25 protein-coding genes and 2 pseudogenes are annotated in these 24,639 nt (G+C 71.6%); 8 read left to right on the top strand and 19 right to left on the bottom strand.

The features are described from left to right. Positions 1–64: 64 nt before the first annotated feature. Positions 65–745, top strand: a pseudogene (locus WME75_RS31880) (IS1 family transposase); the annotation flags it as partial. A 140-nt stretch (positions 746–885) separates the two neighbouring features. On the opposite strand, the gene istB reads toward WME75_RS31880, so the two are convergent. Both istB and WME75_RS31870 read right to left on the bottom strand, forming a co-directional pair. Beyond that, the gene (gene istB, locus WME75_RS31875; RefSeq protein WP_437478979.1) at positions 886–1,659 is read right to left on the bottom strand and encodes an IS21-like element helper ATPase IstB; all 774 of its coding nucleotides are present in this window, start codon (positions 1,657–1,659) and stop codon (positions 886–888) included. Beyond that, positions 1,652–2,050 (bottom strand): hypothetical protein, encoded by a 399-nt coding sequence (locus WME75_RS31870; protein ID WP_437478978.1) that lies wholly within the window; start codon positions 2,048–2,050, stop codon positions 1,652–1,654. The genes istB and WME75_RS31870 overlap by 8 nt, the downstream gene beginning before the upstream one ends. An 86-nt stretch (positions 2,051–2,136) precedes the next feature. Between WME75_RS31870 and WME75_RS31865 the strand changes: the two genes are divergently transcribed. Beyond that, on the top strand, positions 2,137–2,400 hold the full coding sequence (locus WME75_RS31865) for a hypothetical protein (protein ID WP_437478977.1): 264 nt from the start codon (positions 2,137–2,139) through the stop codon (positions 2,398–2,400). On the opposite strand, the gene WME75_RS31860 is transcribed toward WME75_RS31865, so the two are convergent. Next, positions 2,378–3,169 carry a formylglycine-generating enzyme family protein gene (locus WME75_RS31860; RefSeq protein WP_437494964.1) on the bottom strand — a complete coding sequence of 264 codons (792 nt, stop codon included), beginning with the start codon at positions 3,167–3,169 and terminating at the stop codon, positions 2,378–2,380. The genes WME75_RS31865 and WME75_RS31860 overlap by 23 nt on opposite strands. A 606-nt stretch (positions 3,170–3,775) precedes the next feature. Then, positions 3,776–4,961, bottom strand: a pseudogene (locus WME75_RS31855) (IS1 family transposase). A 294-nt stretch (positions 4,962–5,255) separates the two neighbouring features. Between WME75_RS31855 and WME75_RS31850 the strand changes: the two are divergent. Then, entirely contained in the window at positions 5,256–5,588 is a 333-nt protein-coding gene (locus WME75_RS31850) for a hypothetical protein (RefSeq protein WP_437478976.1), read from the top strand. Between the two features lie 25 nt (positions 5,589–5,613). Here WME75_RS31850 and WME75_RS31845 read toward each other — a convergent pair whose 3' ends face one another. Beyond that, complete coding sequence (locus tag WME75_RS31845; protein WP_437478975.1) at positions 5,614–6,018, bottom strand: DUF6232 family protein; 405 nt, start codon at positions 6,016–6,018, stop codon at positions 5,614–5,616. Positions 6,019–6,071: 53 nt separating this feature from the next. Here WME75_RS31845 and WME75_RS31840 point away from each other — a divergent pair, with 53 nt between their 5' ends. Continuing rightward, complete coding sequence (locus tag WME75_RS31840) at positions 6,072–6,296, top strand: hypothetical protein (RefSeq protein WP_437478974.1); 225 nt, start codon at positions 6,072–6,074, stop codon at positions 6,294–6,296. Positions 6,297–6,310: 14 nt separating this feature from the next. Here WME75_RS31840 and WME75_RS31835 read toward each other — a convergent pair whose 3' ends face one another. Together WME75_RS31835 and WME75_RS31830 are read right to left on the bottom strand one after the other, a co-directional pair. After that, a complete protein-coding gene (locus tag WME75_RS31835; protein WP_437478973.1) occupies positions 6,311–6,790 on the bottom strand; it encodes a hypothetical protein in 480 nt (159 codons plus the stop codon). Between the two features lie 33 nt (positions 6,791–6,823). Next, positions 6,824–7,459: a hypothetical protein gene (locus WME75_RS31830; protein ID WP_437478972.1), complete on the bottom strand. Its 636-nt coding sequence runs from the start codon at positions 7,457–7,459 to the stop codon at positions 6,824–6,826. Between the two features lie 516 nt (positions 7,460–7,975). On the opposite strand from WME75_RS31830, the gene WME75_RS31825 reads away from it, so the two are divergent. Continuing rightward, entirely contained in the window at positions 7,976–9,568 is a 1,593-nt protein-coding gene (locus WME75_RS31825; protein WP_437478971.1) for a hypothetical protein, read from the top strand. A gap of 38 nt (positions 9,569–9,606) precedes the next feature. Beyond that, positions 9,607–11,148 (top strand): hypothetical protein, encoded by a 1,542-nt coding sequence (locus tag WME75_RS31820; protein ID WP_437478970.1) that lies wholly within the window; start codon positions 9,607–9,609, stop codon positions 11,146–11,148. A gap of 84 nt (positions 11,149–11,232) precedes the next feature. Here the strand turns inward: WME75_RS31820 and WME75_RS31815 are convergent, their stop codons facing one another. Beyond that, positions 11,233–12,237: a hypothetical protein gene (locus tag WME75_RS31815; protein ID WP_437478969.1), complete on the bottom strand. Its 1,005-nt coding sequence runs from the start codon at positions 12,235–12,237 to the stop codon at positions 11,233–11,235. 637 nt (positions 12,238–12,874) lie between these two features. Between WME75_RS31815 and WME75_RS31810 the strand changes: the two genes are divergently transcribed. Further along, positions 12,875–13,333, top strand: a complete 459-nt coding sequence (locus tag WME75_RS31810; protein ID WP_437478968.1) for a VOC family protein — start codon at positions 12,875–12,877, stop codon at positions 13,331–13,333. Between the two features lie 48 nt (positions 13,334–13,381). On the opposite strand, the gene WME75_RS31805 is transcribed toward WME75_RS31810, so the two are convergent. The 11 genes from WME75_RS31805 to WME75_RS31755 all read right to left on the bottom strand — a co-directional run bounded on the left by WME75_RS31805 (position 13,382) and on the right by WME75_RS31755 (position 23,567). Then, a complete protein-coding gene (locus WME75_RS31805; protein ID WP_437478967.1) occupies positions 13,382–14,650 on the bottom strand; it encodes a lactonase family protein in 1,269 nt (422 codons plus the stop codon). A 156-nt stretch (positions 14,651–14,806) separates the two neighbouring features. Then, positions 14,807–15,499 carry an NrsF family protein gene (locus tag WME75_RS31800; protein WP_437478966.1) on the bottom strand — a complete coding sequence of 231 codons (693 nt, stop codon included), beginning with the start codon at positions 15,497–15,499 and terminating at the stop codon, positions 14,807–14,809. Then, positions 15,489–16,202 (bottom strand): RNA polymerase sigma factor, encoded by a 714-nt coding sequence (locus WME75_RS31795; protein WP_437478965.1) that lies wholly within the window; start codon positions 16,200–16,202, stop codon positions 15,489–15,491. The genes WME75_RS31800 and WME75_RS31795 overlap by 11 nt, the downstream gene beginning before the upstream one ends. A gap of 243 nt (positions 16,203–16,445) precedes the next feature. Beyond that, complete coding sequence (locus tag WME75_RS31790) at positions 16,446–17,174, bottom strand: hypothetical protein (RefSeq protein WP_437478964.1); 729 nt, start codon at positions 17,172–17,174, stop codon at positions 16,446–16,448. Positions 17,175–17,676: 502 nt separating this feature from the next. Then, positions 17,677–18,588 carry a hypothetical protein gene (locus WME75_RS31785; RefSeq protein WP_437478963.1) on the bottom strand — a complete coding sequence of 304 codons (912 nt, stop codon included), beginning with the start codon at positions 18,586–18,588 and terminating at the stop codon, positions 17,677–17,679. Then, entirely contained in the window at positions 18,585–19,124 is a 540-nt protein-coding gene (locus WME75_RS31780) for an RNA polymerase sigma factor (RefSeq protein WP_437478962.1), read from the bottom strand. The genes WME75_RS31785 and WME75_RS31780 overlap by 4 nt, the downstream gene beginning before the upstream one ends. Before the next feature lie 92 nt (positions 19,125–19,216). Beyond that, a complete protein-coding gene (locus WME75_RS31775) occupies positions 19,217–20,281 on the bottom strand; it encodes a hypothetical protein (protein ID WP_437478961.1) in 1,065 nt (354 codons plus the stop codon). A 58-nt stretch (positions 20,282–20,339) separates the two neighbouring features. Further along, positions 20,340–21,272, bottom strand: a complete 933-nt coding sequence (locus WME75_RS31770; protein ID WP_437478960.1) for an HvfC/BufC N-terminal domain-containing protein — start codon at positions 21,270–21,272, stop codon at positions 20,340–20,342. After that, positions 21,269–22,150: a DUF692 domain-containing protein gene (locus WME75_RS31765; protein WP_437478959.1), complete on the bottom strand. Its 882-nt coding sequence runs from the start codon at positions 22,148–22,150 to the stop codon at positions 21,269–21,271. Before WME75_RS31765 ends, WME75_RS31770 begins: the two co-directional genes overlap by 4 nt. A gap of 31 nt (positions 22,151–22,181) precedes the next feature. Then, on the bottom strand, positions 22,182–22,586 hold the full coding sequence (locus WME75_RS31760) for a hypothetical protein (protein ID WP_437478958.1): 405 nt from the start codon (positions 22,584–22,586) through the stop codon (positions 22,182–22,184). A 156-nt stretch (positions 22,587–22,742) separates the two neighbouring features. Next, positions 22,743–23,567 (bottom strand): hypothetical protein, encoded by an 825-nt coding sequence (locus tag WME75_RS31755; RefSeq protein WP_437478957.1) that lies wholly within the window; start codon positions 23,565–23,567, stop codon positions 22,743–22,745. A gap of 390 nt (positions 23,568–23,957) precedes the next feature. Here WME75_RS31755 and WME75_RS31750 point away from each other — a divergent pair, with 390 nt between their 5' ends. Continuing rightward, entirely contained in the window at positions 23,958–24,593 is a 636-nt protein-coding gene (locus WME75_RS31750; RefSeq protein ID WP_437478956.1) for a hypothetical protein, read from the top strand. Positions 24,594–24,639 lie beyond the last annotated feature (46 nt).

Genomic DNA, 24,639 nt, shown 5'->3' with positions numbered 1-24,639 from the left:
GCCCGCAGAGCGCTCGTCGCAAGGCGCAGCATGGGCCGGCCGAGGGAGAGAGGCAAGCCCCTGCATGGCACACGTGCTGCCCATGGCGAAGCGCGTCGAGGTCGTCGCACATCTCGTTGAAGGCGCGGGCATCCGGCCCACGTCGAGGCTAACCAGCGTGAGCCAGCCGGCGATTCTGTCGCTGCTCCTCCGCGTGGGCGAAGGCTGCGAGCGGCTGCACAATCGACTCGTGCGCGACGTCGACTGCCGCACGGTCCAGGTCGACGAAATCTGGTCGTACGTGCAGAAGAAGCAGGCGCGCTTTCAGCCGGCCGACTCGCCCGACGTGGGTGAGGCATACACCTTCGTCGGCATGGCGAACGCGGCGAAGCTCGTGATCGCCTACCGCGTCGGCAAGCGCGACGAGGAGAACACCAGCGCGTTCATCAAGGACCTCCGGGCTTGACTGGTGAGCGTCCCGCAGCTCTACAGCGACGGCTGGGCGCCGTACGTCGCCGCGGTCGGCGCGTCGTTCCCGGGCTCGGCCGACTACGCCCAGGTCATCAAGCGCTACAACCGCAAGGCCCGCAAGGACGACGATCACCGCTACGAGCCGCCGTGAGACCCCTTCATCACGAAGATGCCCGTCTTCGGCGTACCCGACATGAAGCGCGCCAGCACGAGCCACATCGAGCGGCAGAACCTTACGATCCAGATGCACATCCGCCGCTTCACCCGGCTCTGCAACGGCTTCAGCAAGCGCCTGTAGCCGGCCATCGTGATCCGTAGAATTTGTCGATCTCCTGAGCCACGAGATCGAGCCGGGCGCGGCGAGCGCAGGCGGCCACGGACACGAGGCCGCGGTAGCGGACCAGCCTGCCCCCGCGGCGGGAGGTGGTGGACGCGTCAGCCGTTGTCGGTGCGAGGCAGCGGGGAGCGGCTGGGGGAGCGGCGGAGAGAGGACTTCTGACGCCAGGAATCGGCGTCGATGTCGAGCGTATGACAGTGCTGGGCGAAGCGGTCGACGAGGGCGTCGAGGCAGGAAGCATCCTTGAAGACCGACGTCCACTGCTTGTAGGCGAGATTGGTCGTGAGCACGATCGGCTTGTGCTCGTGGCGACGGCTGACGATGTGGAAGAAGAGATCCGCGGCGCGAGCGTCGCAGGGCACATAACCGAGCTCGTCGAGGATCAACAGATCCAAGGATGTGTAGCGGCGGAGACGCCGCTCGACGGCTGGGAGCGACTCCTGGCGCATCAGATCGGCGAGCGCCGCCGGAAGCGTGGAGAACAGGACCGTATGGCCACACGCGAGCGCGCGCAGGCCGAGGTTCTGGGAGAGCGTGGTCTTGCCGACGCCCGCCGGGCCGCGGAAGAGCACATTCTCACCTCGGCGCAGAAACTCGAGCGTGGAGTAGAGGTGCTCGTAAAGCTCGCGATCGATGGCCCGGGGGTGGTTCCAGTCGAATCGATCGAGGCCCTTGGGTGATCCCAGCTTTGCGTGTTTTGCGCGCCGCGCCAGGTTGCGGGCTTCGCGCTCGCGCTGCTCGATGGCGGCCAGCCCCTCGAGAAGCTCGGTGGGGGAAAGCTTGCTCTTCTGGGCATGGATGAGCAGCGCGTCCAGGGCCTCTTTTGGCACGCGAAGACCGAGGCGCGACAGGCCCTCGTGCAGATCACTCATCGTAATCTCCAAGGTCGTGTGGGATCACGTCGCGCTCACGGACGTGATCGCCGAAGTGGATCGCAGCGGGCGGTCCGACGGGACCTCGACGGCGCTGCTCACAGAGGATCGCCAGGGCACCGGGGTCGTGGGTGCCGCGTGCGATCATCTCCGCGACGGCCTCGGTCGTGATCGAGGGGCCGTAAGCGTCGAGCAGTTGCAGCGTCCGCGCGGCGAGGCTGCCGACGTTGCGACCGGCGTCAAACCAGCGCGCGAGGAGGACTTCGGCGCCGGGGACCTCGACGCGCAGCCGGTCGCGGCTCTTACATCCCCCGTCCATTCTGTCCCTCTCCCGCACCGTTCTGAGGGGTTTCCCCGCTGAAAAGTCGTATGATCTGAGGATCTTAGACAAAAACGTCCCGCCTCCGGTTGCGACCCGGAAGCGAGGCGGCAGAAGCCGAGCGGTGCGACCCGTCCGACGACCCGGGAGAGCTGATCGTGGAGCGCCTGCTTGTGCGACACCGCCTAGTCTGGATCGTCGATGATCCACTAGCAAGCCGCGATCACTCGGCCTCGCCGAACAAGCTCAGCTGCACCATCCTGCGCGGCCCCGGCGCAGGCGGCGGCTCCGGCGACGCCTCGACGAGCGCCACGGGCCGCGGCTGCGAAGCGGAGGGCGCCGACGGCGCGGACCCGCGCGGGATCACCCTGAACCAGCCCCGACGACTCAGCGCGTGGCCTACAGGCTTCTCGCGCATCTGACCCCGGCACTCGCGTAGCGGTTCGACGGATTACCATCGCTGCGAAAGTACGATAATAGATACGACGCAGCATCACCGTAAGCCCCGCTCCGGAGCACCCGGCTTGACGCGCCTGATATGGTAGCACAGTCCGTGCAGGCGTCGGTGTAGTCCCCATACCCGTCCAATCCCCATTCCCATAGACTACCCGCGAGGTCCGCTTGCCCCCACCTCCCATCTCCCTTCGGCGACCGCGACCCGACGGGTTGGATATCGTTTAACATACAGTCGTTGGACCCATCCACCTCGCCTCTGCAGTAATGCGCCGCATAGCTGGAATCGATCGTGGCCGATTCGGGCGGAATTGACCACGGATATACGCGTTGCTCGGGCCCTCCGGCCGCTGCGTAGTTCCACTCGGCTTCCGTGGGCAACCGGCCCCCATCCCACGCGCAAAGTGCGAAGGCGACGTACCAGCTCATGCAGTTCATCGGCCGATGCTCACGATCTGCCGCTTCATCCGTCCACATCTGGTACGTGTCGTGGCACTTCGCCGCAGCCACCAACGCGGCAGCGTCCGCAGGCAGGTTGCTGTCCCAGTCCGGATCCCACCCGCTTCCATCGATTCTTGGATGCGCGCCTGCCCCAGCCGCAGGCCGGCTTTCGGGATGCACCTCGACGAACCTACGAAACCGACCCACCGTCACCTCGAACCGATCCAGGAGGAAGCTGCTTACCGTCGCCGGATATGCAGGGTCGTTGCTCCGGTTGAAGCTGCCACCGGGAACCATCGCGGTCGCGCAGCAGCTCTCATTGCCCAAAGGACCGCACGTCGGAGGTAATCCATTACAGCTCGGCGGGGTCGTGCACACCCCTGCACTACATACGGGCGCTGCCGCCGGACAAGGCTCCGCGTCCGCCCACGCTCCGCGCTCATCGCACCGCTGGGCACGGTTCTCCGAGCAGCGCGTCTCTTCCGGGCCGCACTCCCCGGTGCACGTCCCATCCACGCACGTCTGCCCGGCGCACGCTTCCCCGCTCTCCCACCGCCCATCTGCACAGCGCTGAGGCGTGTTCTCGGAGCATCTCTTCTCGTCAGGAGAGCACTCGGCGCCGCCCGCGCCGCCACCGGTTCCCGCCAAGCCTCCAGCCCCACCGCTGCCGCCAGCGCTTCCGGCGCCTCCGCCGCCGCTGCTGGTGGCGCCCGACGATGTGTCGCGTCCTCCCGCGCCTCCGCCGGACGTGTCGCGCTCGACGTCATGGATGCCGAGGATGGCTTGGCAACCGAGCGCCAGACAGGCGGCGCACGCGAAGCCAAAGGGGGCAAGCAGCGGCAAGCGCTGTTCATAGAGTAGGGCCATGACCGCCATTTTACGACATTGTGTCCAGCAATTCACCTACCTCGATGACGGTGCGGGTGACGGCGGATCCACGAACAGCGACAGCTGCACCTGCGTTCTCGGCTTCGGACGCCACGCGAACAGGTCGAGCTGGCGGGAGGGCTCGCCCGGAACTGCGGCAGGCTCGACGGCAGACGGCGCCGCTGGTGCTGCGACGGGCGCGAGGGCCGGCGGAGGGACCGCCACCGGGGCTGGCGCCACGGGCGGGGGCTGCGGATCAGTGGGCGCTGACGGGGCTGACCCGCCCGAGACGAGGCGGAGCCACCCACTGCCCCCTGGGAGCTCTCGCGCTGGCGCAGGCTCCTCACCAGGGCGCGGCTCCAACTTGAGCGGCTGCGCTACGGGCGGCGCCGTCTCCTCCTCCGCGAGGGCCGCCGTGACGAACTCGGCGAGGGTCCACGGGCGCTCTGCCAAGCCCGCCGCAACGGCCGGGGTGGTGCCGAGCGTGCCGTGCGTGCGTGTAGGAGGCGATCCCCAGGCCGATCGCGGCGCGGTGCCCGCGAATCGTCTTTGAGAACGCCAGGCACAGCCGGCGCGTGCGGCCGACCGTGTGGCGCGTGGTCAGGTTGAAGCGCTCGACGAAACTCGTGCTCATGAGTTCGTCCTTGGGTGCGCCGAAGACGGGTGTCTTGGTGACGAAGACATCCCTGCTAGGCTCGTACCGATGATCGGGCGAGCGCTGCGGCCCGCCGCGGTAGTTTTTGACGCATTGGGCGTAGTCCGCCGAGCCGCGGAAGTTTGCGAACATCGCTTCGATGTACGGCTGCCAGCCGTCGCTCGTGACGTGCGGGACTACCGTGAGCTGCGCGCGAAGGTCTTTGACGAACGTCTCTGTGCTCTCGCCGTCGCGCTTGCCAACGTGGTAGGAGATCGCCAGCTTCGTGTTCGCGTCCAGCGCGACGTAGAGGTACGCGTCGCCATGCTCGGCGGCGTCCTTCGCGGTCACGCGCGCCTGTTTCTTCTGCGCATAGCTCCACATCTCGTCCATCCGGATCACATGCGCCGCTAGATTCCGCACCTTGCGGCTGTGGAGCCGGATGCAGCCCTCGCCGAGGCGCAGGGCGAAGTCCAGCACGGTCCCCCGCGCCACCTCGACCATGCGTGCGGTGGCGCGCAGGGAGTTGCCTTCTACCAGGGCGGACGCGATGCGGACGCGCGTCTCCAGCAGGAGCGGTGCGGGCATGACGGGCCTTGTCTCTCTCCCCGGGCCGGCCCATGCTCGCGGTGCGACGCGCGCTCTGTGGGCCACCACAGGGTGTGTTGCAGCCCCGCTCTCAGGTGCGAACTGAGGGCGGGGCGCTTTGCTAAGTATTCGCGAAAGATAGCACCGAACGCCTATGTTTCTCGGCGTTTCCGTGTGGCTCGGACGCGCGATGTCCTAGCCCGCATGCGCGATTACAGCCTGTTTGACGGCTCTTTCGCGCTTTCGGTTGCTGGCGCGCGCGGGCTCTCGATGCGCTCGTGGTAGGGTCGCAGCATGCGCGTGCGGCTCATCCTGGAGAACGGCGGTCACGCCATCACCAAGCGGCTGCACCTCTCGGAGGTGCCCGCCGTGGGCTCTTTCCTCCTTGCGGAGCGCGCGCGGATGGTGGTGAGCGTGGAGATCCATGCGGAGCGCGGAGAGGCGGACGTCTACCTGCGCGAGGACGCCGACGACCTCTTGATGCAGGTGATCCCGGAGGCTCACCTAGCCCACATCGAACTCATGAAGCGGTACGGGTGGGACGTGGAGGAGGAGGCCGCGCTGAGGGCATGGCTCATGCTCCGGATCGACCGTCAAGACGAGGACGAGCCGGCCGACCAGAACTGACTGTTGCCCGCATCCACAACCCACATCAGCGCCGCATGACGATCACCTGCGTGAGCGCTCCCGCGATCTTGGCCACGGCCGCCATGTCCGTGGACACGAGCGCGCGGACCTGCCCCCCAGACGTGCCGATGCTCACCGCGTACTGGGCTTTCAAGACCAGGACGTATGCAGCGACCATGGCGGCACCCACAAGCAACTGTAGAACCCCTAGCGTCGATGCGCCGCCTCCGCTCGACGAAGCGCCGATGCCAACGCACGACACGCCACACAAGGCCACGACCACACCCCAGATGAGTAGACGCGTGCTCTTGGGGATGGCTACCGTGGTGACGCTTGTAATCTGAGACATTGCGTACGTCGAAGTCCCCACGACGAACCTCGTGGATGTCACCAGAGTTCCACCGTCGCTATACAACGTGAGTTCGTCCATGCGCCTCCCTCTACCCCGGCCAGACGTCGGAGAAAAGTGACGAGTATCACGGGATGCGACCACGCTGCAACCGTGCCCTGTGGCCGCTGTCGCGCCACGTCGCGCAGATGTATGCCCATGCGAGCGCACAGGCGCTGCTCAACCGTCGGCCGCGCGCGCTCGTCGCGTCAGATTCGCTTCAGTGGATGCAGGTGTCCGGGATGCGCCTGGCGAGCGTCCGGAACGCGGGTGGCACCGATGTGGTTCCGGACACAACCGACGTGAGCCCGGACACGTGACCGCATCGAGTGGCTCAAACGCCGATTTCGAGTGGCCCAGATGCGAGGTTCGCGGGGCTATTCGGGCCACCACCTGCGCGCTCGCGGGGGGACCAGGATGCGTTGTGGTCGCGGGCCACGTGGAGAGCGACCCCCTTCGGTCGCATGTCGGGGATCGTGATGGCCGTCAGGGAGCCGCTGCCCTCATGGATGATGCACTTGGCCATTGTCTCCTGCTGGCCGGAGCTGGGCAGGGATGCATCACAGCGCCGCGTCACGCCGTCCAGCTCCACCTTGAACTGATAGTGACCGGGCGCGGTCAGTCCGGGCTCGAGCTTGATTTCTAGCTCATCGCGGCAAGCGGCTTCCGTGCACCTCTCGGTGCCTCCGGTCCGGCACGAAGCCAGCCCGATGAAGATGATGGCGGTCGTAGCGCGACGGATCTTTCGCGCCGAGGCCCGCGACCGCCGGCGGACCGCGCGGAGCCTGTGGTAGCACTCGTGGAGTGCTACCACGGCTCATCCTGGAGACCGGCGGGGGGAGCGCACTTACGGGCAGTTGCCGCTCGGACAGAGGTTGCAGGTGACGCTGATGCCGCCCGCGGAATCGTCGACCCTGCATTGGCCACAGCCCGGGCTGGCACATTCGCAGGTGACGGGGCCCGTTCCGCAGGGATTGGGAATGCACTCCCCCCAGAAGGCGCCGCCCGAGTAGACCGAGCAGATCTCGCCGGGCATGCACTCCTCGCTGATGGCACAGAGGAACGTGCTGCAGGGGCGCGTCTCGACCGTCCACCTCGATGCCATGCAGGTCGCGACCGTACGCTGGCCGTCTTCGCAGTCGCCATAGAAACAGGACCCGCCTTGCGTCGGGCACTCCGCCGCCGGCACAGGAATGGTCTCCGGGCACTGCGCGGTGAGTGGAGCTGCGCCGGTGCCGCTGGTGGTCGTGCCAGCGGTCTCCGAGCCTCCGGTCGTCGAGCCGCCGGTGCTCGCGCCGCCCGAGCCAGCGCCGCCGTCATCCAAACCACCGCCGGATCCAGACGTCGCTCCTGCGCCCGCGGCTCCGATGCCCCCCGATCCGCTTTCGGCGTTACGGCTCTCTCCGCCACAGCCCGACAGCGCGGCGAGCACCAGCATCAGCAAAAAACTATTACGAACGTGGACGAGCGCAGCTCTTGACATGGGCGCATGTATTGGCAAACAGTGTGCCGGGCGCCCAATTCGCGGAAATTGGAGCAGGTTGTGCCACTCCTGCTACGGCCGACCGGATCGAGGTGCCCGGGAACGACGATGTCGTGGCACACTCGAGCGCTGCGCGTGACGGTTTCTTTGAGCACGGTGGGAAAGACCCATGCTCGAGACGATGGTGGCCAAAATTTGCCAGGGATTGTTCGTGCCCCCTGGCGTCGCTTCAGATTCGCTTCAGTAGAGCGGGGGGTCCGGGATGCGCCGCGCGAGTATCCGGAATGCGGGTGGCGCCGATGTGGATCCGGACATCACCCGTCCGGTCGCGATGGACCAGGACGCGTTGTGGTCGCGGGCGAGGGCGGTCGCGAGGGGACCAGGAAGGTCCCCCCGATCCCCGGGGGACCGCCGATAGCTTTACGGCATCAAGCGATATTTTCTCGCGCAAAAGGGCCGGTTCTTGCAGATTTATGCCGCTTGACGCTGTGCGGCGGCGGTACGTAGCGTCCGTGCATGCGTTCCCTTGCGCGCGCTCTCTCACTTCTTGTCTTCTCGTCGAGCGGCGCGGGTGGGCTCTCCGGCTGTATGTACCCGGAGGACTGCTGGGACGAGCGGATGTGCCTCGCACCCCCGGCGTCGCCCTGTGACGGGCTCGAGCCCAGCGTGGGTCCCGTGATGGATGAGTGCGGCGTGTTTGTCCGCTCCAGCGCTCCCGGGGATGCCCCGCGCACGGGCACGCGGTTCGAGCCGTTCAGCTCGTTGCAGCAGGCGATCGTGGAGGCGCAAGCGCGAGGCCTGCGCCACGTCTACGTCTGTGGCGAGACGTTCGAGGAAGAGGTGACCCTGATCTCGGGTGTCCACCTCTGGGGCGGCCGTCGCTGTGATGACGGCGACTGGTCGTACGGGGCGTCGTTCGAGGGGGCCGGGCGGTTGACCACCATCGCGCCGGGGCCGGTGGGGATCCCGGTGCGGGTCGTCGAGGGAGGAGGCGCGGCGTCGGTGATCTTCGGCGTGCGCGTCGTGGCGGCGGACGCCTCGGCGAGCGATGGGAGGTCGTCGATCGCGATGATCCTGAGCCAGGGGGCGAGGGCGATCGTGCGAGGGAGCGAGATCATCGCGGGCAACGGCAAGGACGGGGAGCCGGGAGCGGACGCCGCCCGCGACCCGGCGAAGGACGGGGTGAAGGGGAACAACGGCGCGGACGCCTGCACGGCGGACGTCGTGACGGGCGCCCTGACGGTGGCGACCGTGTGCGACGACGGCATCGAATCGACGGGCGGATACGGAGGTGACGGCGGCGTCGACGAGGGGCGCGATGGCGCTCCGGGGCAACCCGAGCCGGCGGAGAATCCGGTGGGCAACGGCCTTGCAGGGACCGGCGCGGGCAGCACGCCGTGCACACCGGGAGAACCGGGCGCAGGCGGTGTCGACGCCGGGCGCGCTGCGGGCGCCGTCGGCGCAGGCTACCTCGGGCTCGATGGCTGGATCGGCGTCCGGGGCGAGGACGGGCGAAAGGGCGGCGTCGGCCAGGGAGGGGGCGGCGGTGGCGGCAGCAAGGCCCGAGGGAACATGGTCACGTGTCGAGCCGGTAGCCCCGAGGGCGGCGCGGCCGGCGGCTCTGGAGGGAGCGGCGGTTGCGGTGGCCTGGGCGGCAAGGGGGGCGGATATGGCGGATCGAGCATCGGCATCGTCGCGTTGTACGGTAGCGCGGTGACGCTCGAGGCGACGGGGGTCACCACGGGCAACGGCGGCAACGGCGGGGTCGGCGGAACGGGTCAACCGGGCGGCGGTGGTGCGTGGGGCGGCCACGGGGGAACGCCCCCTCCTGGCAGCAGTGCCATGTGGCCCGCGTGCCCCGGCGGACACGGAGGCGACGGCGGTCGCGGCGGCGACGCCGGCGGCGGCATCGGCGGTTCCTCCTACGGCGTTGCGTCCGCCGGCGCCTCCGTGACCTTCGGGCCGGGCGCCACCGCACACACGGGAGCGCATGGCGACGGCGGCACCGCAGGCAATGCATCTTCTGGCCATAACGTGGGCCAAGGCCAGGATGGCGATGCCATGCCCTACCGTCAGTTCGATGTGCCGGATCCAGGACCACCGAGTTAAAGGGCCGTGTGCGCGGCACGCGGTGTCGAGCGAGAACCATGCGCATTCCCCGAGCGACCTGTCCGTTTCTCGTCCTCCCGATCCTCGTGGCCGGGTGCGGCACCGCCCCTGTCACAGGCGACGCTGGCGGAGCACCGTGCGACGGCGCCTCGTCGTGCCAGGATGCGGCACCGCCGGAGTCCGTCTGTCTCGAGCGCCTCTCCGCCGGTGTACTGGAGAATGGATGCGGCGTGTTCGTGGCCGGCGTCTTCGGCAGCGGCGATGATGCGAACCCCGGCACCAAGGAGAAGCCGGTGCGCACGCTCCAGCGCGGCGTCGAGCTCGCGCGCACCGGGCGAGGGCGCGTGTTTGCGTGCACCGATGGCTTCTTCGGCCCCCTCACGTTGATCTCCGGCGTGGATCTCATCGGGGGGTTCTATTGCCTGGATTGGATGCGCATACCTGATACGGTCACTCTCCTTCAGGACGAACGACCGGACGATGTTCTCCTCACCGTCGAACCGGCGAGCGCGGGGGACACGGGCGCAGCGGACGGGGTCTCGACGATCGTCGACGTGAAGTTCTCTGCGAGCAGCTCCCTCGCGATCCTGGCTCGATCCAACACCGCGGTGGAGATCACCCGGAGCTCGATTCGCGCCGCTCGCGGATGGGTGGGCGAGGATGGCGAGCCGTGGCGCGGGCTGAATCGCGCAGCAGATGGCGCGCACGGCATGTACGGCGGGGACGCGTGCTCCGCGGAGACCGTGGCCGGCGGGGCTGCCGTGGTGAACCCGTGCGACGGCGGGATCCCGAGTGTTGGCGGCAAGGGCGGTGATGGACTGCCCAGCGGCGCCGAGGACGGGGCCGACGGCGAGCCGACCCCGGCCCCCAACCCGCGGAGCCACGGACAGGGAGGACGCGGGAACGCGGCAGACGTCGGCTGCACGGACGGGCACTTCGGGATCTATGGCACGCCAGGCACCCCCGGGGCGGCGGGCGCGGGCCTCGGGCGCATCAGCGAGGCTGGCTGGACAGGAGACAAGGCCGGCGACGGCGGCCGGGGCATGCCGGGCCAGGGCGGCGGCGGGGGCGGCGGCCGTCGGGGCGGGCTCGGCGTGTGCGACGTGGCCTCCAGGGGAGGCGCCGGAGGCGGATCGGGCGGGGCCGGCGGCTGCGGCGGCCGAGGCGGACGAGGCGGCGAGAACGGCCATCCGGTGATCGGTGTCGTCGCGCTGCACGCCAGGGTGACCGTGCGCGACAGCGTGATCGAGACGGTCCACGGCGGCCCGGGCGGCGATGGCGGGCCGCCCGAGCAAGGCGGCAGGCCCGGCCGAGGCGCGCCGGGAGGTGCGCTGGGCGATGGCACGTACGGCTGTGACGGGGGCAATGGGGGCGACGGCGGTCTCGGCGGCTACGGCGGCCCAGGGCGCGGCGGCGACTCGATCGGCATCGCCTACCTCGACGAGGACCAGCTCACGGTGGAGGGCGTCACCTTCGTGCTGGGACCGCCCGGCGTGGGCGGGATCAGCTGGGATCAGGCCGGCAACATGACGACGGGAGCGGACGGCGTCGCCGTGGAGACGCTTCGCTTTCCTGAATAGGCGGAGACGAGCTGAGGCGCTCCCCCTGGCGCGCGCGATCGAGATCGTCCTCGGCTCGCTCTCGGACGCGACGGAGATGTGCGCTCACGGGTTCCAGCGCATCAAGGCCTCGACGCCGTCCGCGAGCCTGTCGTGCTGCTGCCTCCGGAGGACCGAGACCAGCGCGGCGGCGAGCGGTTCTGGGGCGACGATCGGTCCGGCGAGCTCGTTCATCCAGACTGCCATGATGTCGCACGGATCGCGATCGATGACGGCGCCCCGCAGCAGCAATGCGATGGTGTCCGCGAGCTCCCCGCGTCCTTCGACGCGGAGCTGAGCGACAAGGTCGGCCGCGAGCCGTGCCGGGTCGACGATCGGCCCGGCAATACCGCGCGCCCAGAACATCATGAGCGAGCCTGCGAGCACGTCGCGGCCCTCGGAGCGAAGCTTGGTGACGAGCGCACAGGCCAGGACGCCCGCGGGGTGGGTGCGGCCGAGCGCGTCGGCGAGGGCCCAGCGGGCAGCGACATCGGGCGGGGGCTCGTGCTTCGTCGCCGGTACGGGCGGCTGGCCCGGAGCCGGCGCTCCTGTTTCGCTGCGCTCCTGTTCTTCGTAGGCATAGGTCGCCCTCGAGATGGCATCCGCGAGGTCGCGGCGCCCATCGGCGCAAAGCCGCTCTCTCAGCGCCACCCGGAGGTCGAGCGACAGGGTGTTCTCGACCAGGCTCGCCATCTCGTGGTGCCCGCGGGCGCGGTGCGCGGCGGCCGTCTGGCTCCTGACGGCGATCTTTCCTTGAACCTCGTTGAGCCAGAGCATCGGGTCGGCGTCGATCGGACCGCCGCCCAGCAACGACACGATCGCGTCCGCGAGCTCGCCTCGCCGGTCGACGCGCAACTTTCCCACCAGGGCCGTGGCGAAGCGTCCCGAGTCGCAGATCGGGCCCGTGGTCTCCTGCCTCTCGCTGTGCCGGATGAGCCCTGGTAGACCCTCGCGCTCGTCGAGGGAAAGCCTCACCTGAAGCGCGTGGCTCAGGACGTGCCAGACGTGGGTGCCGGCGAGCTCGTCGCCGACCGCGGCAACGGTCGCGCGCTCGGTCGATTCAGTGGGCATGACCATGAGTTCCTGCTTCGGTTCCGACGTGTCCCACCGTCCATGCTCGGCGACCTCGAACGTCCGCCAAGCGCTCGCGTTCATGGGGCGTCTCCGGCGAACGGAGGGGCCCCGACGCCGACGTCTTTCGCGCCGCTGGGCGGCGCGCGGTCTGTCGAGTCGGCGCCGAGAGCGCCCGGGCTCGGGCACAGCGCCTGACAGGCGTCGTCCAGGCACGAGGCTGCCTCCGTGAAGACCCGATCGGCGGGGCCGCAGTTCTCGGGCAGGGTGCAGATAGAGACTGGGTTGTCACCGGCCAGGCAGTCGACAAGGCAAACACAGCGAGCATCACCGGCGCACGTGTCGTACTCGTTGCAGCACGAGGTCTTTGCGCAGCTCACGCAATTGTTGTGAGTGGGCATACGTGTGGATGACGCTTGCGTCAAGGAGCACTGGGCGATGGGGGCAGCGGAGAGCCATGGGTGAGATGACGGGGACGCGACCGGCGCCGACCGAGAAGGCGGGCTCACCGGCATCCAAGGCGCGCAGGTAAATTTCTTCCAATACGTCGGCGGCGCGATCCTCTAGGCAGGAAGGCGACATCCGTCGTTCCCCAGGGAACGATGGCGATGCGATTCGAGCACCAAGGAGCGCGACGATGACGAAGAGCCAGGTACCCCCCATCCCCGAAGGTCAGACGTGCTTTCCCTACCTGAGCGCGCGCAACGCCGTGGAGGCGATCGATTTCTACAAGCGCGCTTTCGGCGCGCGCGAGGACTGGCGCGTCACGATGCCCGATGGGCGGATCGGCCACGCCGAGCTGTCGATCGGTCGAGCCCGGTTCTTCCTGTCGGATGAGTATCCCGAGCTCGGCGCCGTCAGCCCCGAGACGCTGAAGGGCACCAGCGCGAGCATCGTCGTTTACGTGGAGGACGTGGACGCGCTCGCCGCGCAGGCCGCCGCGGCGGGCGCGACGATCGAGCGCCCGCCGCAGGATCAGCCGTTCGGAGACAGGATGGCCTGGCTCCGCGATCCGTACGGCCATCGCTGGGGCCTCGCGCACCGGATCGAGGACCTCTCCCTGGAAGAGAAGCAGAGGCGCGTCGCGGCGATGTAGCGAAGCCCCCGGAGGGCCCGGGAACGTGCCCAGGGGAGGGCGCCCCGGTCACCGGCCAAGCTCGGTCACGATCCCGACATAGGTGGGCGCGGGGACCTCCGTGACCCGGCCGGTCGGCTCGAGGGCGCCCGTCGCGTCGTCCACGTGAAACGCGACGATGTTCCCCGAATCCTGGTTCGCGACGAGCAGCAGCTTGCCTGTCTTCGCGATCTGGAAATGGCGCGGCGTCTTGCCCCGCGTCGGCGCGTGGCCGGCGGGCGTGAGCGTGCCCCGCTCGGGATCAACCGCGAAGATAGCGATGCTGTCGTGCCCCCGGTTCGACCCGTAAACGAACTTGCCCGACGGGGACACCTGGATCTCGGCGCACGTGTTCTCCTCGCCGCTCACGCCGTCGGGGAGCGTCGAGACGGTGTCGAGGGCGGACAGCGTCCCGCGCGACGGATCGTAGCTCAAGGTGGTAATCGAGTCGGCGGACTCGTTGATCACGTAGGCGAACCGGCCGTTCGGGTGGAATTCGAGGTGCCGGGGCGCCGTGCCCGCGGAGAACGAGAGCGCCGGCGGGTCGTTCGGCTCCATCCGGCCCGTCTCCGCGTCGAAGGTGAGCTGGGCTATCGCGTTGCTCCCGAGGTTCGTGACGAAGGCGAACCTGTTGGCCGGATCGGTCACGGCGTGGTGCGACCTCGTCCGGCGCCCGAAGGACACCTCGGAGGCCGCCTGGCCGAGCGCGCCCTCCTGGCCGACAGGGAGCACCGCCGCCGTCCCGCCGCCGTAGTTGGCGACAAGGACGAAGCGCCCGGACCGATCCGTGGACAGGTGAGCAGGGCCCCGGCCCTTCGACGAGATCCGGTTGATGAGCTCGAGCGTCCCGTCCTGCGGGTGGATCCGGAACGCGCTGACCGCCCCCGACATCTCCCCGTCCACCTCGCTCAGCTCGTTCACCGCGAAGAGGCGCTGGCGCGCGGGATCGACGGCGAGGAAGGTCGGGTTCATCTCGGCGTCGAGCGGGCCCTGCACGGCCGAGAGCGCGCCGTCGGCGTCGTCCAGGCGAAAGACGAAGATGCCCTCGTGGCCCCCGACGTACACCAGGGGCGCGCCGGTGGGCTGCGCGCCGCCGCCGCCGCCGGTGCCGCCGCCGGTGCTGCTCGCGCTGTTGCCGTGGCTGCCGGTGCCGGTGCTTGTCGTGCCGTTGCCTTGGCTCATGCTGTCACCGCCGCTCCCGGAGGTGCCCGTCGTCGCGCCGTTGTTCGCGGTCCCGGCACCGGATCGGCCGCATCCGAGCCACAGTCCGGCCGCCAGGCAGAGGAGGGTGCGCTGCATCGTTCGATCCACGTTCACCTGGACCTGGGTTATCCCCGGACCGCGCCGCGGGGCAAGCGCCACGGCGCTCCCCGTCGCGACGCGGGGCGAGGCGTGCTCGGCCGATGCGCCCCGCGCGGCGCTTTCCGGGGAGGGCGTACGATGCGGCGCGGCGCTTCAGGCGCGCCCGCGCAGCGCCCCGGCGGCGGCGCCGAGGAGCGCGCCGGCCGCGATCGGGAGGCCGTGGGCGACGGCGACGTGGAGGAGATCGTCGAGCGCGCAGTGGGCCTCGAGGCCAACCACCACCCCGAGGCCGCACAGGGACCCGATCGCGGCGCCGCGCCACGCCGGCGCCGAGAGGAACGAGCGGCGCAGCACGAGCGCCGCCAGCGCGAACGGCACGAGCGCCGTGCAGAGGGCGCTCGCGACGCACCGGAGGTGCAGCTCCAGAGGCACCGGCGGGTCGGCCACGCCCGACCTCACGACGGCCGCGGCCAGGAACCCGACCGGCACCGCGACGGCGAGCGCCTGGATCGCCCTCACGCTCGCCGGCAGCCCCCGGGCGCGCGGCCTCAGCGCGAGCAGCAGGCCGAGGCCCGAGAGCACCGCCGCGACGGCGAGCGGGACGGCCACCCGGGGAGACCCGAGGTCGTCGCGGAGGCCCTCGCCCCAGCTGAAGAGCAGGATCCAGGCGAGCCCGGCCAGGGTCGCGCTCAGGGCGCGGCGCTCGCGCGCCGGGCGCGTCAGCGACGGCTCGGCCGGCGCCTCGGCCGGCGCCTCGGCCAGGGCGGGCGGCGGGCGCGCGGCGAGGTGGGCCGCGGGATCCGGGATGTCCTCGATCCCCCTCAGCAGGTCGTGCTCATTCGCCATCGGCACCTCCCCGGACGCCCGCCTGCCCCTTGCCACGGCGGCCGCTCCGCTCCGGCCTCGCGGCCGCGGGCCTGTCGCCCTTCTCCATGCCCTTCTCTACGCTCTTGTTCTCTACGCTCCTGCCGGCGCCTCGTTCCGCCTCGGGCCGCCGCTTGAGCTCCTCGAGCGCGGCGCGCAGCGCCTCGTAGGCGCGGAATGCGCGGAGCTTCACCGCGGTCGCGGTCGTCCCCAGGACCGCCGCGGCGTCCTGCACGCTCAGCCCCTCGTACCGGAGCAGGATGAACGCCTCGCGCTGCGACGCCGGGAGGCACAAGAGCACGCGCTCGACCGCCCGCGCCGTCTCGGAGGCGATCGCGACCGCCTCGCCGTCGGCGCCGTGCGCGTCCGGCGGCTCCGCGCCCGGATCGCTCGGGAGGCGCTCGGTATTGCGGTGCTTCTGGGCGCGCGCGTGGTCGAGGTAGGCGTTCCGGGCGATGGCGTACGCCCACGGCGCGACGGCGCCGCCCCGGGCGAAGGTCGATCGGGCGCGGTGCATCCGCAGGAACGTCTCCTGCGTCAGGTCGCCCGCGAGCGTCTCGGAGCCGCACATGCGGGTGAGATACGCGAGGAGGCGCGCCGAGAGCGCGCGGTGCAGCTCCGGGAACGCGCGCGCGTCGCCGCACGCGTACCGGTCCATGGCTGCATTGAGAGCGGGCTCATCCATGACGGCTCCGCCGGTATACACCCTCCGCGCGGTGGCGCGTAGCGCGGTGCGCGAGAGGCCAGGAGAGCCGTCGCGCTCGGTCCGTCGTCGGCCACGCGCAGGTCGCCCGGATCCACCAGCACCTCGCGACGGCGACATGCCTGCCCGACGTTTGCCCGGGCGTTCGAGGCCTCGATGGCCGCTCGGGCCTGGCCGCTCAGGCTCCTCTCGCGCTCGCGGGCCGGCGCGCATTCCGCGCGCGGCTCAGCGGCATCGAGCTGCGGTGTGTTCGCCGTTGGCGTTGAAATGGAGGGTATCGGTGCCGCTCAGCCGGAGCACGACCTCCGCGGCGTCGATGCTCACGATCTCGAGCGTGCCGGACACGAAGTCGCCCTCGCCCGACCAGCAGCCGCCTCCGCTGTCGGGGCTGCTCGCAACGTAGTACGACCACACCTCCGGCGCGCTCAGATCGATGATGCCGGGCACCTGCAGCGCAGGGGGAATGCTGATGCCCAGCTGCCAGTCGCCGCAGCGGGGGCCACTGGATAGCTCCGCGCAGGAGCTCACCGGGACGCCGATGGCGAAGAAGAGATCGTACGGATCGGTGCCCGGCCCGCCGCCCACGGAGGCACTGCTCCCGGAGTCGTTCGGCTGTTCGCCGGGGGTGTCAATTCTGAAGAACGCGATCGCGCCGACTGTCGGCGCAGAGCCGCCCCCGCCGGAGCCGACCGCAACGTTGCTCCCCGAGGTGGAGCCGCCCCCGCCGGCCCCGACCGCAACGCTGCTCCCCGAGGTGGAGATGAAGCCGCCGGAGCTGACCGCAACGCTGGTCACCGAGGTGGAGGTGACGCCGCCGTCGGCGCCGCCGCTGCCGGCGGACGACTCGACCACTCCGGCGGCGCCATGGGACCCGACCTCTTGATCGCCGCTGCCGCTGTCATCGCCGACCTGCACCCGGGCGGTGCATCCGGCGGCGAAGGTCTGGAGCATCATGAGCCCGAAAAACAAGGAAATGGATGTGTCCACGAGATGTCGCATTCATATCTCCCCGGGCTTGTAAGCGCAGCCCGTCGTCACTCGATGAATGGCGTCAATCGTATGTTTTTATGATCCCCCGATCGATTTCTCGTCCGGGTGCGACGGTGGCTCTGCGCGAGGCGGAGGCGGTGGCGCCGCGCGAGGCAGCAGCAGCGAGAAGGACGAGCCGCAGCGCCGCGCGAAAGCGGCCGGCGGCGCTGCCGCGGGCAGCGGGGCGCGGTGTGGACGCCGCTGACGTCGATCTCGAAGGTGCATGTCCCCTCGATCCTGATCACGAGCTCCAGTGCATCGACACTCACGATCTCGATCGTGCCTCGGATGAAGCGGCCTCCGCCGCCAGGAGAGCAGTCGCCTCCTCCGACGTCGGGGGGCGGCAACGCTCGTGGATCGAGATCTCGAGAGATCCACCGCCTTTCGCCCCGACCTCGCTGCGGCCATGGCGGCCCGCTGCCTCCTGTCAGCGCTGCTCGCCTCTCAGCTCCGGAACGAGGATCTCGAGCCTGCGGCGGTAGGCAGAGCTCGGGTGCTCCGCAATGAAACGGTGCGCGCGAGCGAGCGCCTCGCCGCCGCGGCCGAGCGCCTTCAGGGCGCCGACCGCGATCACTTCGCGCTCCTGGGCGAGCGCGCCGCCCGGGAAGCGCCCGCGGTGGGCGTCGGCGAGCGCGAGCGCCTCCGCAGGGCGCGCCGCGAGCGCCTCCTGCGCGCGCTGCAGCAGGCCGAGCTCCGTCTCCGCGTCGGGCAGCGCCGAGCCGCCCGCCGCCGGCGCGCCGGTCGTCGAGGCGGACGCGCGCGCGGGCAGCGGCGCGCTCGCTGGCTCCGGAGCAGGCGCGCGGGGCGGCTCCGGAGCAGGCGCGCGCGGCGCCGTCGCAGGGGGCGCTTCCGCGGGCATCTCCGGCGCTTCCGCGGCAGGCGCTGCCGCGGCCCCCCTCGGCGTTGCGGTCGCGACCACCGCGGCCCCTGTCGGCGCGAGCGGCGCGGGCGGCGGCTGCGAGCGCGACGGCATGAGCCACACCGCCCCGACGAGGACGACGCCCAGCGCAGCGCCGACCGCCAGGCCGGAGAGCACCGACGGCGGTGCGCCAGCCCCCGCCGCGGCGATCCCTGCCGGAGCGAGCGCCGCCGGCGCGCCCGCGCCACCGCCGATCGCCGGCGCGCCCGCGCCGCCGCCCTCCGCCGGGCCGCCGCCCTCCGCCGGGCCGCCGGGGTCCTTGCCGCCTCCCGGTCCGCCCGGCAGGCGGAGCGGCAACCGCGCCGCGAGCCGCGCGAGCTGCGCCTTGTCCGGCGCGTCGCGCCGGGCCGCTTCGAGGGCCACGCCGAGCGCGTCCGGGCCGCCGCCCGAACCGCTCATCTTGCGAGGATCGCCGCTCATACGCTGCTCCCCTCGGTCATCCGCGCGGCCCCGGCCCGCGGCGCGCCGAGCTCGTGCCGGCGCATCGCCGCCTCGATCTGCGCCCGCGCCGCGCGCAGCCGCGAGTACGCCGTCTGCAGCGGGCACCCCGCCGCCTTCGCGATCTCCGCCATCGGCAGCTGCTCGATCTCGTGCAGGACGAACACGGCGCGCTTGTCGTCGTCGAGCTGATCGAGCGCCGCGTCGAGCCGGTCGAGCGCGCGGCGGCGATCGAGGGTCTCGTCCTGCGGCGCCGCCATGACCTGCTCGGGGACGGTGTCGGCCACCTCTTCGCGCCTCCGGTGCGGGCGCCTCCGGTACTCCGACGCGAGCCGCAGGCAGATGCCGTAGAGCCACGTGCGCAGCGCCGAGCTGCCGTCGAAGGTGTCGAGCTTCCGATGGACCATGAGGAAGACTTCCTGGCAGACGTCCTCGACGTCGGCCTCGCCGACGCCGAGCCTTCGCAGCACGCGCCACACGTACGCCGCGTTCTCTTCGAAGATCTCCTCCAGGGTCATCGCGCGAGGCCGGGGCCCAAGGAAGGCCGGCTCCAGCCCTTCATGGCCGCAAGGACGAGTTTTTATGAAAGAAAAGCGATGCCGAGCGTCGATCAGGGGAAATCGACGCCGAGCAGGACGTCCGCCGTCCCGGCGAGCGGCGCCATCTGGAAGACCTCGCGGCTCCGGCCCTGCCCATCGATGTAGTAGAAGGTGTCTCGCACGAGCGGCACGATCAGCCCGAGGCCGCCGCCGGCGGTGAGCGGGCCGATGAGCCGCCGGGAGAGACGAACGTCGAGCGTGCCGCCCGCGGTCAGGCGCTCGTCGGTCCGGTCGACGCCGAACCCGATGCCGTTGACGCGGAGCGCGCCGAGGCGGGCGCCCGCACACGCGGAGAGCCGCGTGGCGCTCCCGATCGAGACGGGGCACACGGACACGAACCCCTCGCCCCAGGAGAAGCGCGTCGTGAAGGCGCCGGCTGTCGTTTCGTTCGGGGCCCAGACCGCCCCCCCGACCTCGAACGACCAGGACCCGGGCGGCGTGAGGCGCGCGCGGATCACGGCGGCGACGCCGGGCGCGGGCAGGAGGCCGAGCCCGAAGAGCGGACCGGCCCCGACCTCGATGCGCCACGGCGCCGGCGGCGGAGGCGGAGGCGCCGGCGGGGGGGCCGGCGGGGGGGCCGGGATCAGGATGCGCTGCACGATGACCTGCGGCGGCGGCGGCGAGGGCGCGGGCGATGGCGTCGGAGGCGGCGCCGGCGTGGCCAGAGGAGGCGGCGCGCTCGGGGACAGCTTCGCGCTGGGGTCGATCATGAGCGCGATGGCCAGGGCGAGCTCGTCGTCGATCGCCCTGCAGCGCGGCGACGTCGTGGCGATCTCGCGCGTCCCGAGCAGCGCGTCTTCCGCATCGGCGACCGCGATCACCGCGCGCCACCCGCCGGAGCCGCCCGGCTCGATGCGCCCCTCGATCGTGAGGTCGGCCCGGGCGGCCGAGACGAGCGCCGCGCGCCCGAGGCGCGCCTCCACCGCCTGCGCGAGCGCGCGCGTCCCGACGCACGCCTCGGCGCCAGCGAGCCGGACCCAGCTCAGCGATGCCGTCTGCTCCCCGGAGGACGCGCGCGCGGGGCGCGCCGCTGCGATGAGCGCCGCAGCGACGAGCGAGAAGAGTGTGCGCTGCATCGACCGATCGACGTCCTCCGAGCATGCGTTACCCCCGGCCAGCGCCGCGGGGCAAGCGTCACGGCGCGGCGGTGCCGAGGAGCGCCCCGCGCTCGGCGAGGTCGCTCAGGAGGGCGGCGGTGCTCTCCAGCACCGGGCCGTCGACAGGGCGGCCCAGCGCAGCGCAGCCCTCGACCACAGCGTCCCGGAGCGCGGCGCCCGCGAGGAGGCGGCCGAGGATCTCGGCCGCGAGGGGCGTGAGCTCCAGGAAGCGGACCTCGTGCCCGGCGTCGCGGTACACGAGCAGGCGCGTCGGCTCGCGCGCCGGCACGTCGCGCGCCGACTCGCCGCCTTCCAGCCTGTGGACCGCGTGCTCGTAGCGCACGAGCGCCGCGGCCCGCTGGAAGCGCACGCCCCGGTCGAGCGAGAGCTCCTCGCGGGAGGCCGGCGCGCCCCGCGCGTCCGCTGCGTCCGGCGCGTCCGCTGCGTCCGCTGCGTCCGGCGCGTCGGCCTCCTCCTCGTCCGGCTCGGCGAACGACGCCGCGAAGGCGGCGAGCTCATGGCGCGCGAGATCCGCGAGGTAGGCGGGCACCTCCGGGTCCTCGGCCCAGCGCGGCGCCGCGAAGCCCACGAACTCGAAGGCGACGTCGCGGAGGTAGCGCGAGCGGGGCAGCTCCACGTCGAGGAAGCGCGCCGCGTCCGCCTCGAACCGGGCGCCGAGGCGCGCCGCGGTCCGCGGGATCCCGGCGCGGATCGCGCCTGTCAGCCCGCGGCGGATCAGGCTCCGGTAGAGCAGCAGCCGCTTCGGCGGGAGCGCGGCCATCGCCTCGAGGTCCGGCCCCTCGAGCCCGGCGCGGGCGAGCCACGCGCGCGGATCGGCCGCGATCGCCTCGCCGTCCGGCGCGCTCACGCTCTGCTGGAGCGCCCGCTGCAGCGCCGCGAGCTCCGGCGGCGGCTCGTTCAGCGCCGCGCGCGCCGCGCTCACGCCCGCGTCTCCGCGCGCCGCGCTCACGCCCGCGCCTCGCGCGCCGCGAGCCCGCGCCGGTACGCCGCGTCGACCTCGGCGAGCTCCGCGAGCAGGGCATCGAGCGGCGGCACGTCGTTGTCGCGCTCCAGCACCACCGGCACCGGCCCGGTCCGCGCGACCGCGCGGGCGAGCAGGTCGAGCACGGGCTCGATGACCGGCGCGCCGTGCGTGTCGACGAGGACCTCCGCGTCGTCGCGCCATTCGTGCCCGGCCACGTGCATCGAGACGACCCGTGCGGGTGGAATTTTCTCCAGGTACGCGGCCGGGTCGAAGCCGTGGTTCCGGGCGTTGACGTAGACGTTGTTCACGTCGAGCAGGAGCCCGCAGCCGGCGCGCTCGAGCACCTCGACGAGGAAGTCGGCCTCGTCGAGCGAGGCGCGGCCCGGGACCAGGTAGGTGGTGATGTTCTCGATCGCCATCGGGCGCTCGAGCCGATCCGCCGTCTCGCGGATGCGGGCGGCGGCGTGGGCGGCGGCCGCGGAGGTGAGCGGGAGCGGCAGGAGGTCGTGGAGGAACCTGCCGTCCACGCCGGAGAAGCACAGGTGATCGCTGTGGAAGGGAGGATCGAGCCGATCGACGAACCCCCGCAGCGCGCGCAGGTAGCCGTCGTCGAGCGGGTCGACCCCGCCGACCGACAGGGTGAGCCCGTGCGTCAGGATCGCGCGGTGCTCGCGGACGCGCTCGATCGCGGCGGGGAAGTAGCCGCCGCGGCGCATGTAGTTCTCGGGGGAGAGCTCGAAGAAGGGGACGGGCAGCGCCGCCCCGCGCGCGCCCTCGCCGGGCGCATCGAGCGCCGTGAGCACCTCGTCGAGGAACTCCCATCGGAGCCCGAGGCCGACGCCGGTGAGCGCGCTGCCGGTCATGGGGGGGCGGGGCGGGCAGGGCCGATCGGGATCAGCCGCAGGTGCCCTGGCCGCAGCCCGCGTGGCCGGCCTTCTTGGCGCCCGCCTTCTTCGCGGCGGGCTTGGCCGGGGCGGCGGTCGGCGTGGGCGGGACGGGCGCCGGGGTGGCCGTCGGGGCGACCAGCGGCGCCGTCGCGGCGGACTGCACGTCGCTCGCGGGCGCCGGCGCCGGGGCTTCCGGCGCGGCCGGGGCCGCGGGGACGTTCGCGCCCGCGGCGGCGTCGCCGGAGGTGGTCTCGGCCGGCGCGGGCTCGGCCGGCGCGACCGGGGTCGCCTCCTGCTCGGCGGGGACCTCGGTCGCGTTGACCGGCGCCTGCGCGCCGCCACAGCCGCTCATCAGCATGGCACCCGCGCTCAGCGCGGCGAGCGTCTCGTAAATGCTCTTCTTCGACAGCATCGTGTGGCTCCTCTGGTTCTCGTCATCGACGGGCCTGCACCCCCTACGGGCGCGGCGTGATCCGGTTTCCCGGCGGCGTCCGGAGCGCCATGTCTCTCAGACCCGCCACGGCGCCGCAACGGCTCACTGGGGGCTCGCCGGCGGCGCGCGCGGCGCTCACCGCGCGGCGCCGCCCGCGGGCGCAGCGCCGGCGGTCGCGGTGAGCTCCAGCGACACCATCGCCTCTTTGGCGACCTTGGGCGACAGCACCTCGAGCGTCTTCTGGGCGAGCTTGCCGAACGCCTCGCGCGGGCGGACGTCGTGCTCGGCCAGGCCGACCGAGAACGGCTTCGCCGTCTTCACGGTGACGGCGGCGGGCCTGTCGCCCTCGTACCTGAACGTGGCGATGAGCTCCACGGTCCTCGGGGTCTGCCGCTGGTGCAGCAGGAGATCGCCCGACGCGGTGACGGTCACCGTCCGCTCCGCGCCGGACAGCTTCGAGAGGTCCTTCTCGCCGGCGGTCGAGATCGACCGGATCGCGAACTGGGCCTTCTCGTTCTTCGCTCGGACGTCGTCGGGCGTGTCCTTCGAGATCTCGAGCCAGGTGCGCGCGTGCTCGTTCTGCAGGTCGCTCTTCTTCTCCTCGCCGGGCTTGCCGTCGTCGCCCACGGCGGTCTGGAAGAGCTCGAGCGTGGCGAGGTCGACCGTGATGAGGCCTGTCGTCCTCGTGATGTCGGCGGGATCGACCTGCAATGTTCCCCCGGCGGCGCCCTCGATCCGCCCGCGGATCTTCTCCCGCGGCGCGTCCATCGCGAGCTCGAGCTTGCTGCCCGGCCTGTCGATCGCGAAGGCCGCCGCGGCGGGCGCCTTCGGCTCCGGCGCCTTGAGCTCGGTCGCGGCGGGCGCGAGGGGCGGCGGCGGCTCCCCCTGGCATGCGGCCGCGCCCGACCCGACGGCCGCGAGCACGAGGAGGAGCAGGGGCCTTGTTCGCATCGTCGTCATGATCGTCTCCTGGATTCCATCGGTTGATGCGCGGTCGCCCCGGTCGCGTGGCGCTCTCCACTTGAACAGGATGGCAGGAGGACGGGAAGGAGGATCGGGGCTGCCCGTCCCCCCATCCGCTCGCGCGATGTGGCCGTCGATCCGAGCTGGTTCGAGGCCGCAGGCGGCGTCCGATCCGGGCGAGCGGCCGCTGGAGCGCGCCGCGCTTCACTTCCACGTACGGGTTACGTGCGAGCGGCGGCGCGGTTTCGCCGGCGGGCGCGGCCGCGCGAGGGCGGGCGTGTGGCGCGGGGTGGGGCCGCCGGGCCCGCGCTGCACAGCCGCGTGTGGCCTGCGGTGTGCACGAGGCGGTCGTCGACGACGGAACCGGTCTACCGGGGGAGAACAGCAATGAGCACGCAACGATTCGCGGCGCCGGCCTTGGCCGCCGCCGCCATGATGGCGCTCGCCGGCGCGGCGGAAGCGCAGGGGGCGGCGCGACCGGAACAGCGCGATCGGCCGTTGGGCAACGTCCCTCCGGCGGATCAGCCGCTCATCCGGCGCATCCCCGAGCCCTCGATCGCGGTCGAGGGCGGCTTCGGCATGCTGGGCTACCTGGGCGGCACCGCGGGCGTCGGGCCCACCTGGAACGTGCGCGTGACCGGGAGCATGTCGCCGCGGGTGGCCGTCGAGGGGAACTACATCGGCTCGGTGAACCAGCGAGCGACGCTGGGGAGGTCGCTCGTGATGACCTCGCTCGATGCGGGGCTGCGCTACAACGTCTTGCGCGCCGACGAGGCGATCGTGCAGCCGTTCGTTGTCGCGGGGGTGGGTTACACGGGCTGGGCGGGCGAGGGCGGCGACGCGTTCGCGGTGTCGGTGCCGCTCACCGCGGGGGTGGAGCGGCTTGTCACGCGCAACGTCAAGCTGGGCGCCCGGCTCAACTTCCGCCCTGCCTTCTTCGACGACCTGACCGTCCGCGGCGCGGCGAGCCAGACGGGCGGAGACAGCTGGGCGCTGCTCGCGCACGGCGGCGGCGCGTTCTGACCGGGGTTGGGGCGGCTCGACCGGGGTTGAGGCGACCCGACCGGGG

Origin of the sequence: Sorangium sp. So ce1014 (assembly GCF_051521505.1) — a bacterium.
Taxonomy (GTDB): Bacteria; Myxococcota_A; Polyangia; order Polyangiales; family Polyangiaceae; genus Sorangium.
The sequence above is the reverse complement of the archived record's forward strand: the minus strand, read 5'-3'. Positions and strand labels throughout refer to the sequence as shown.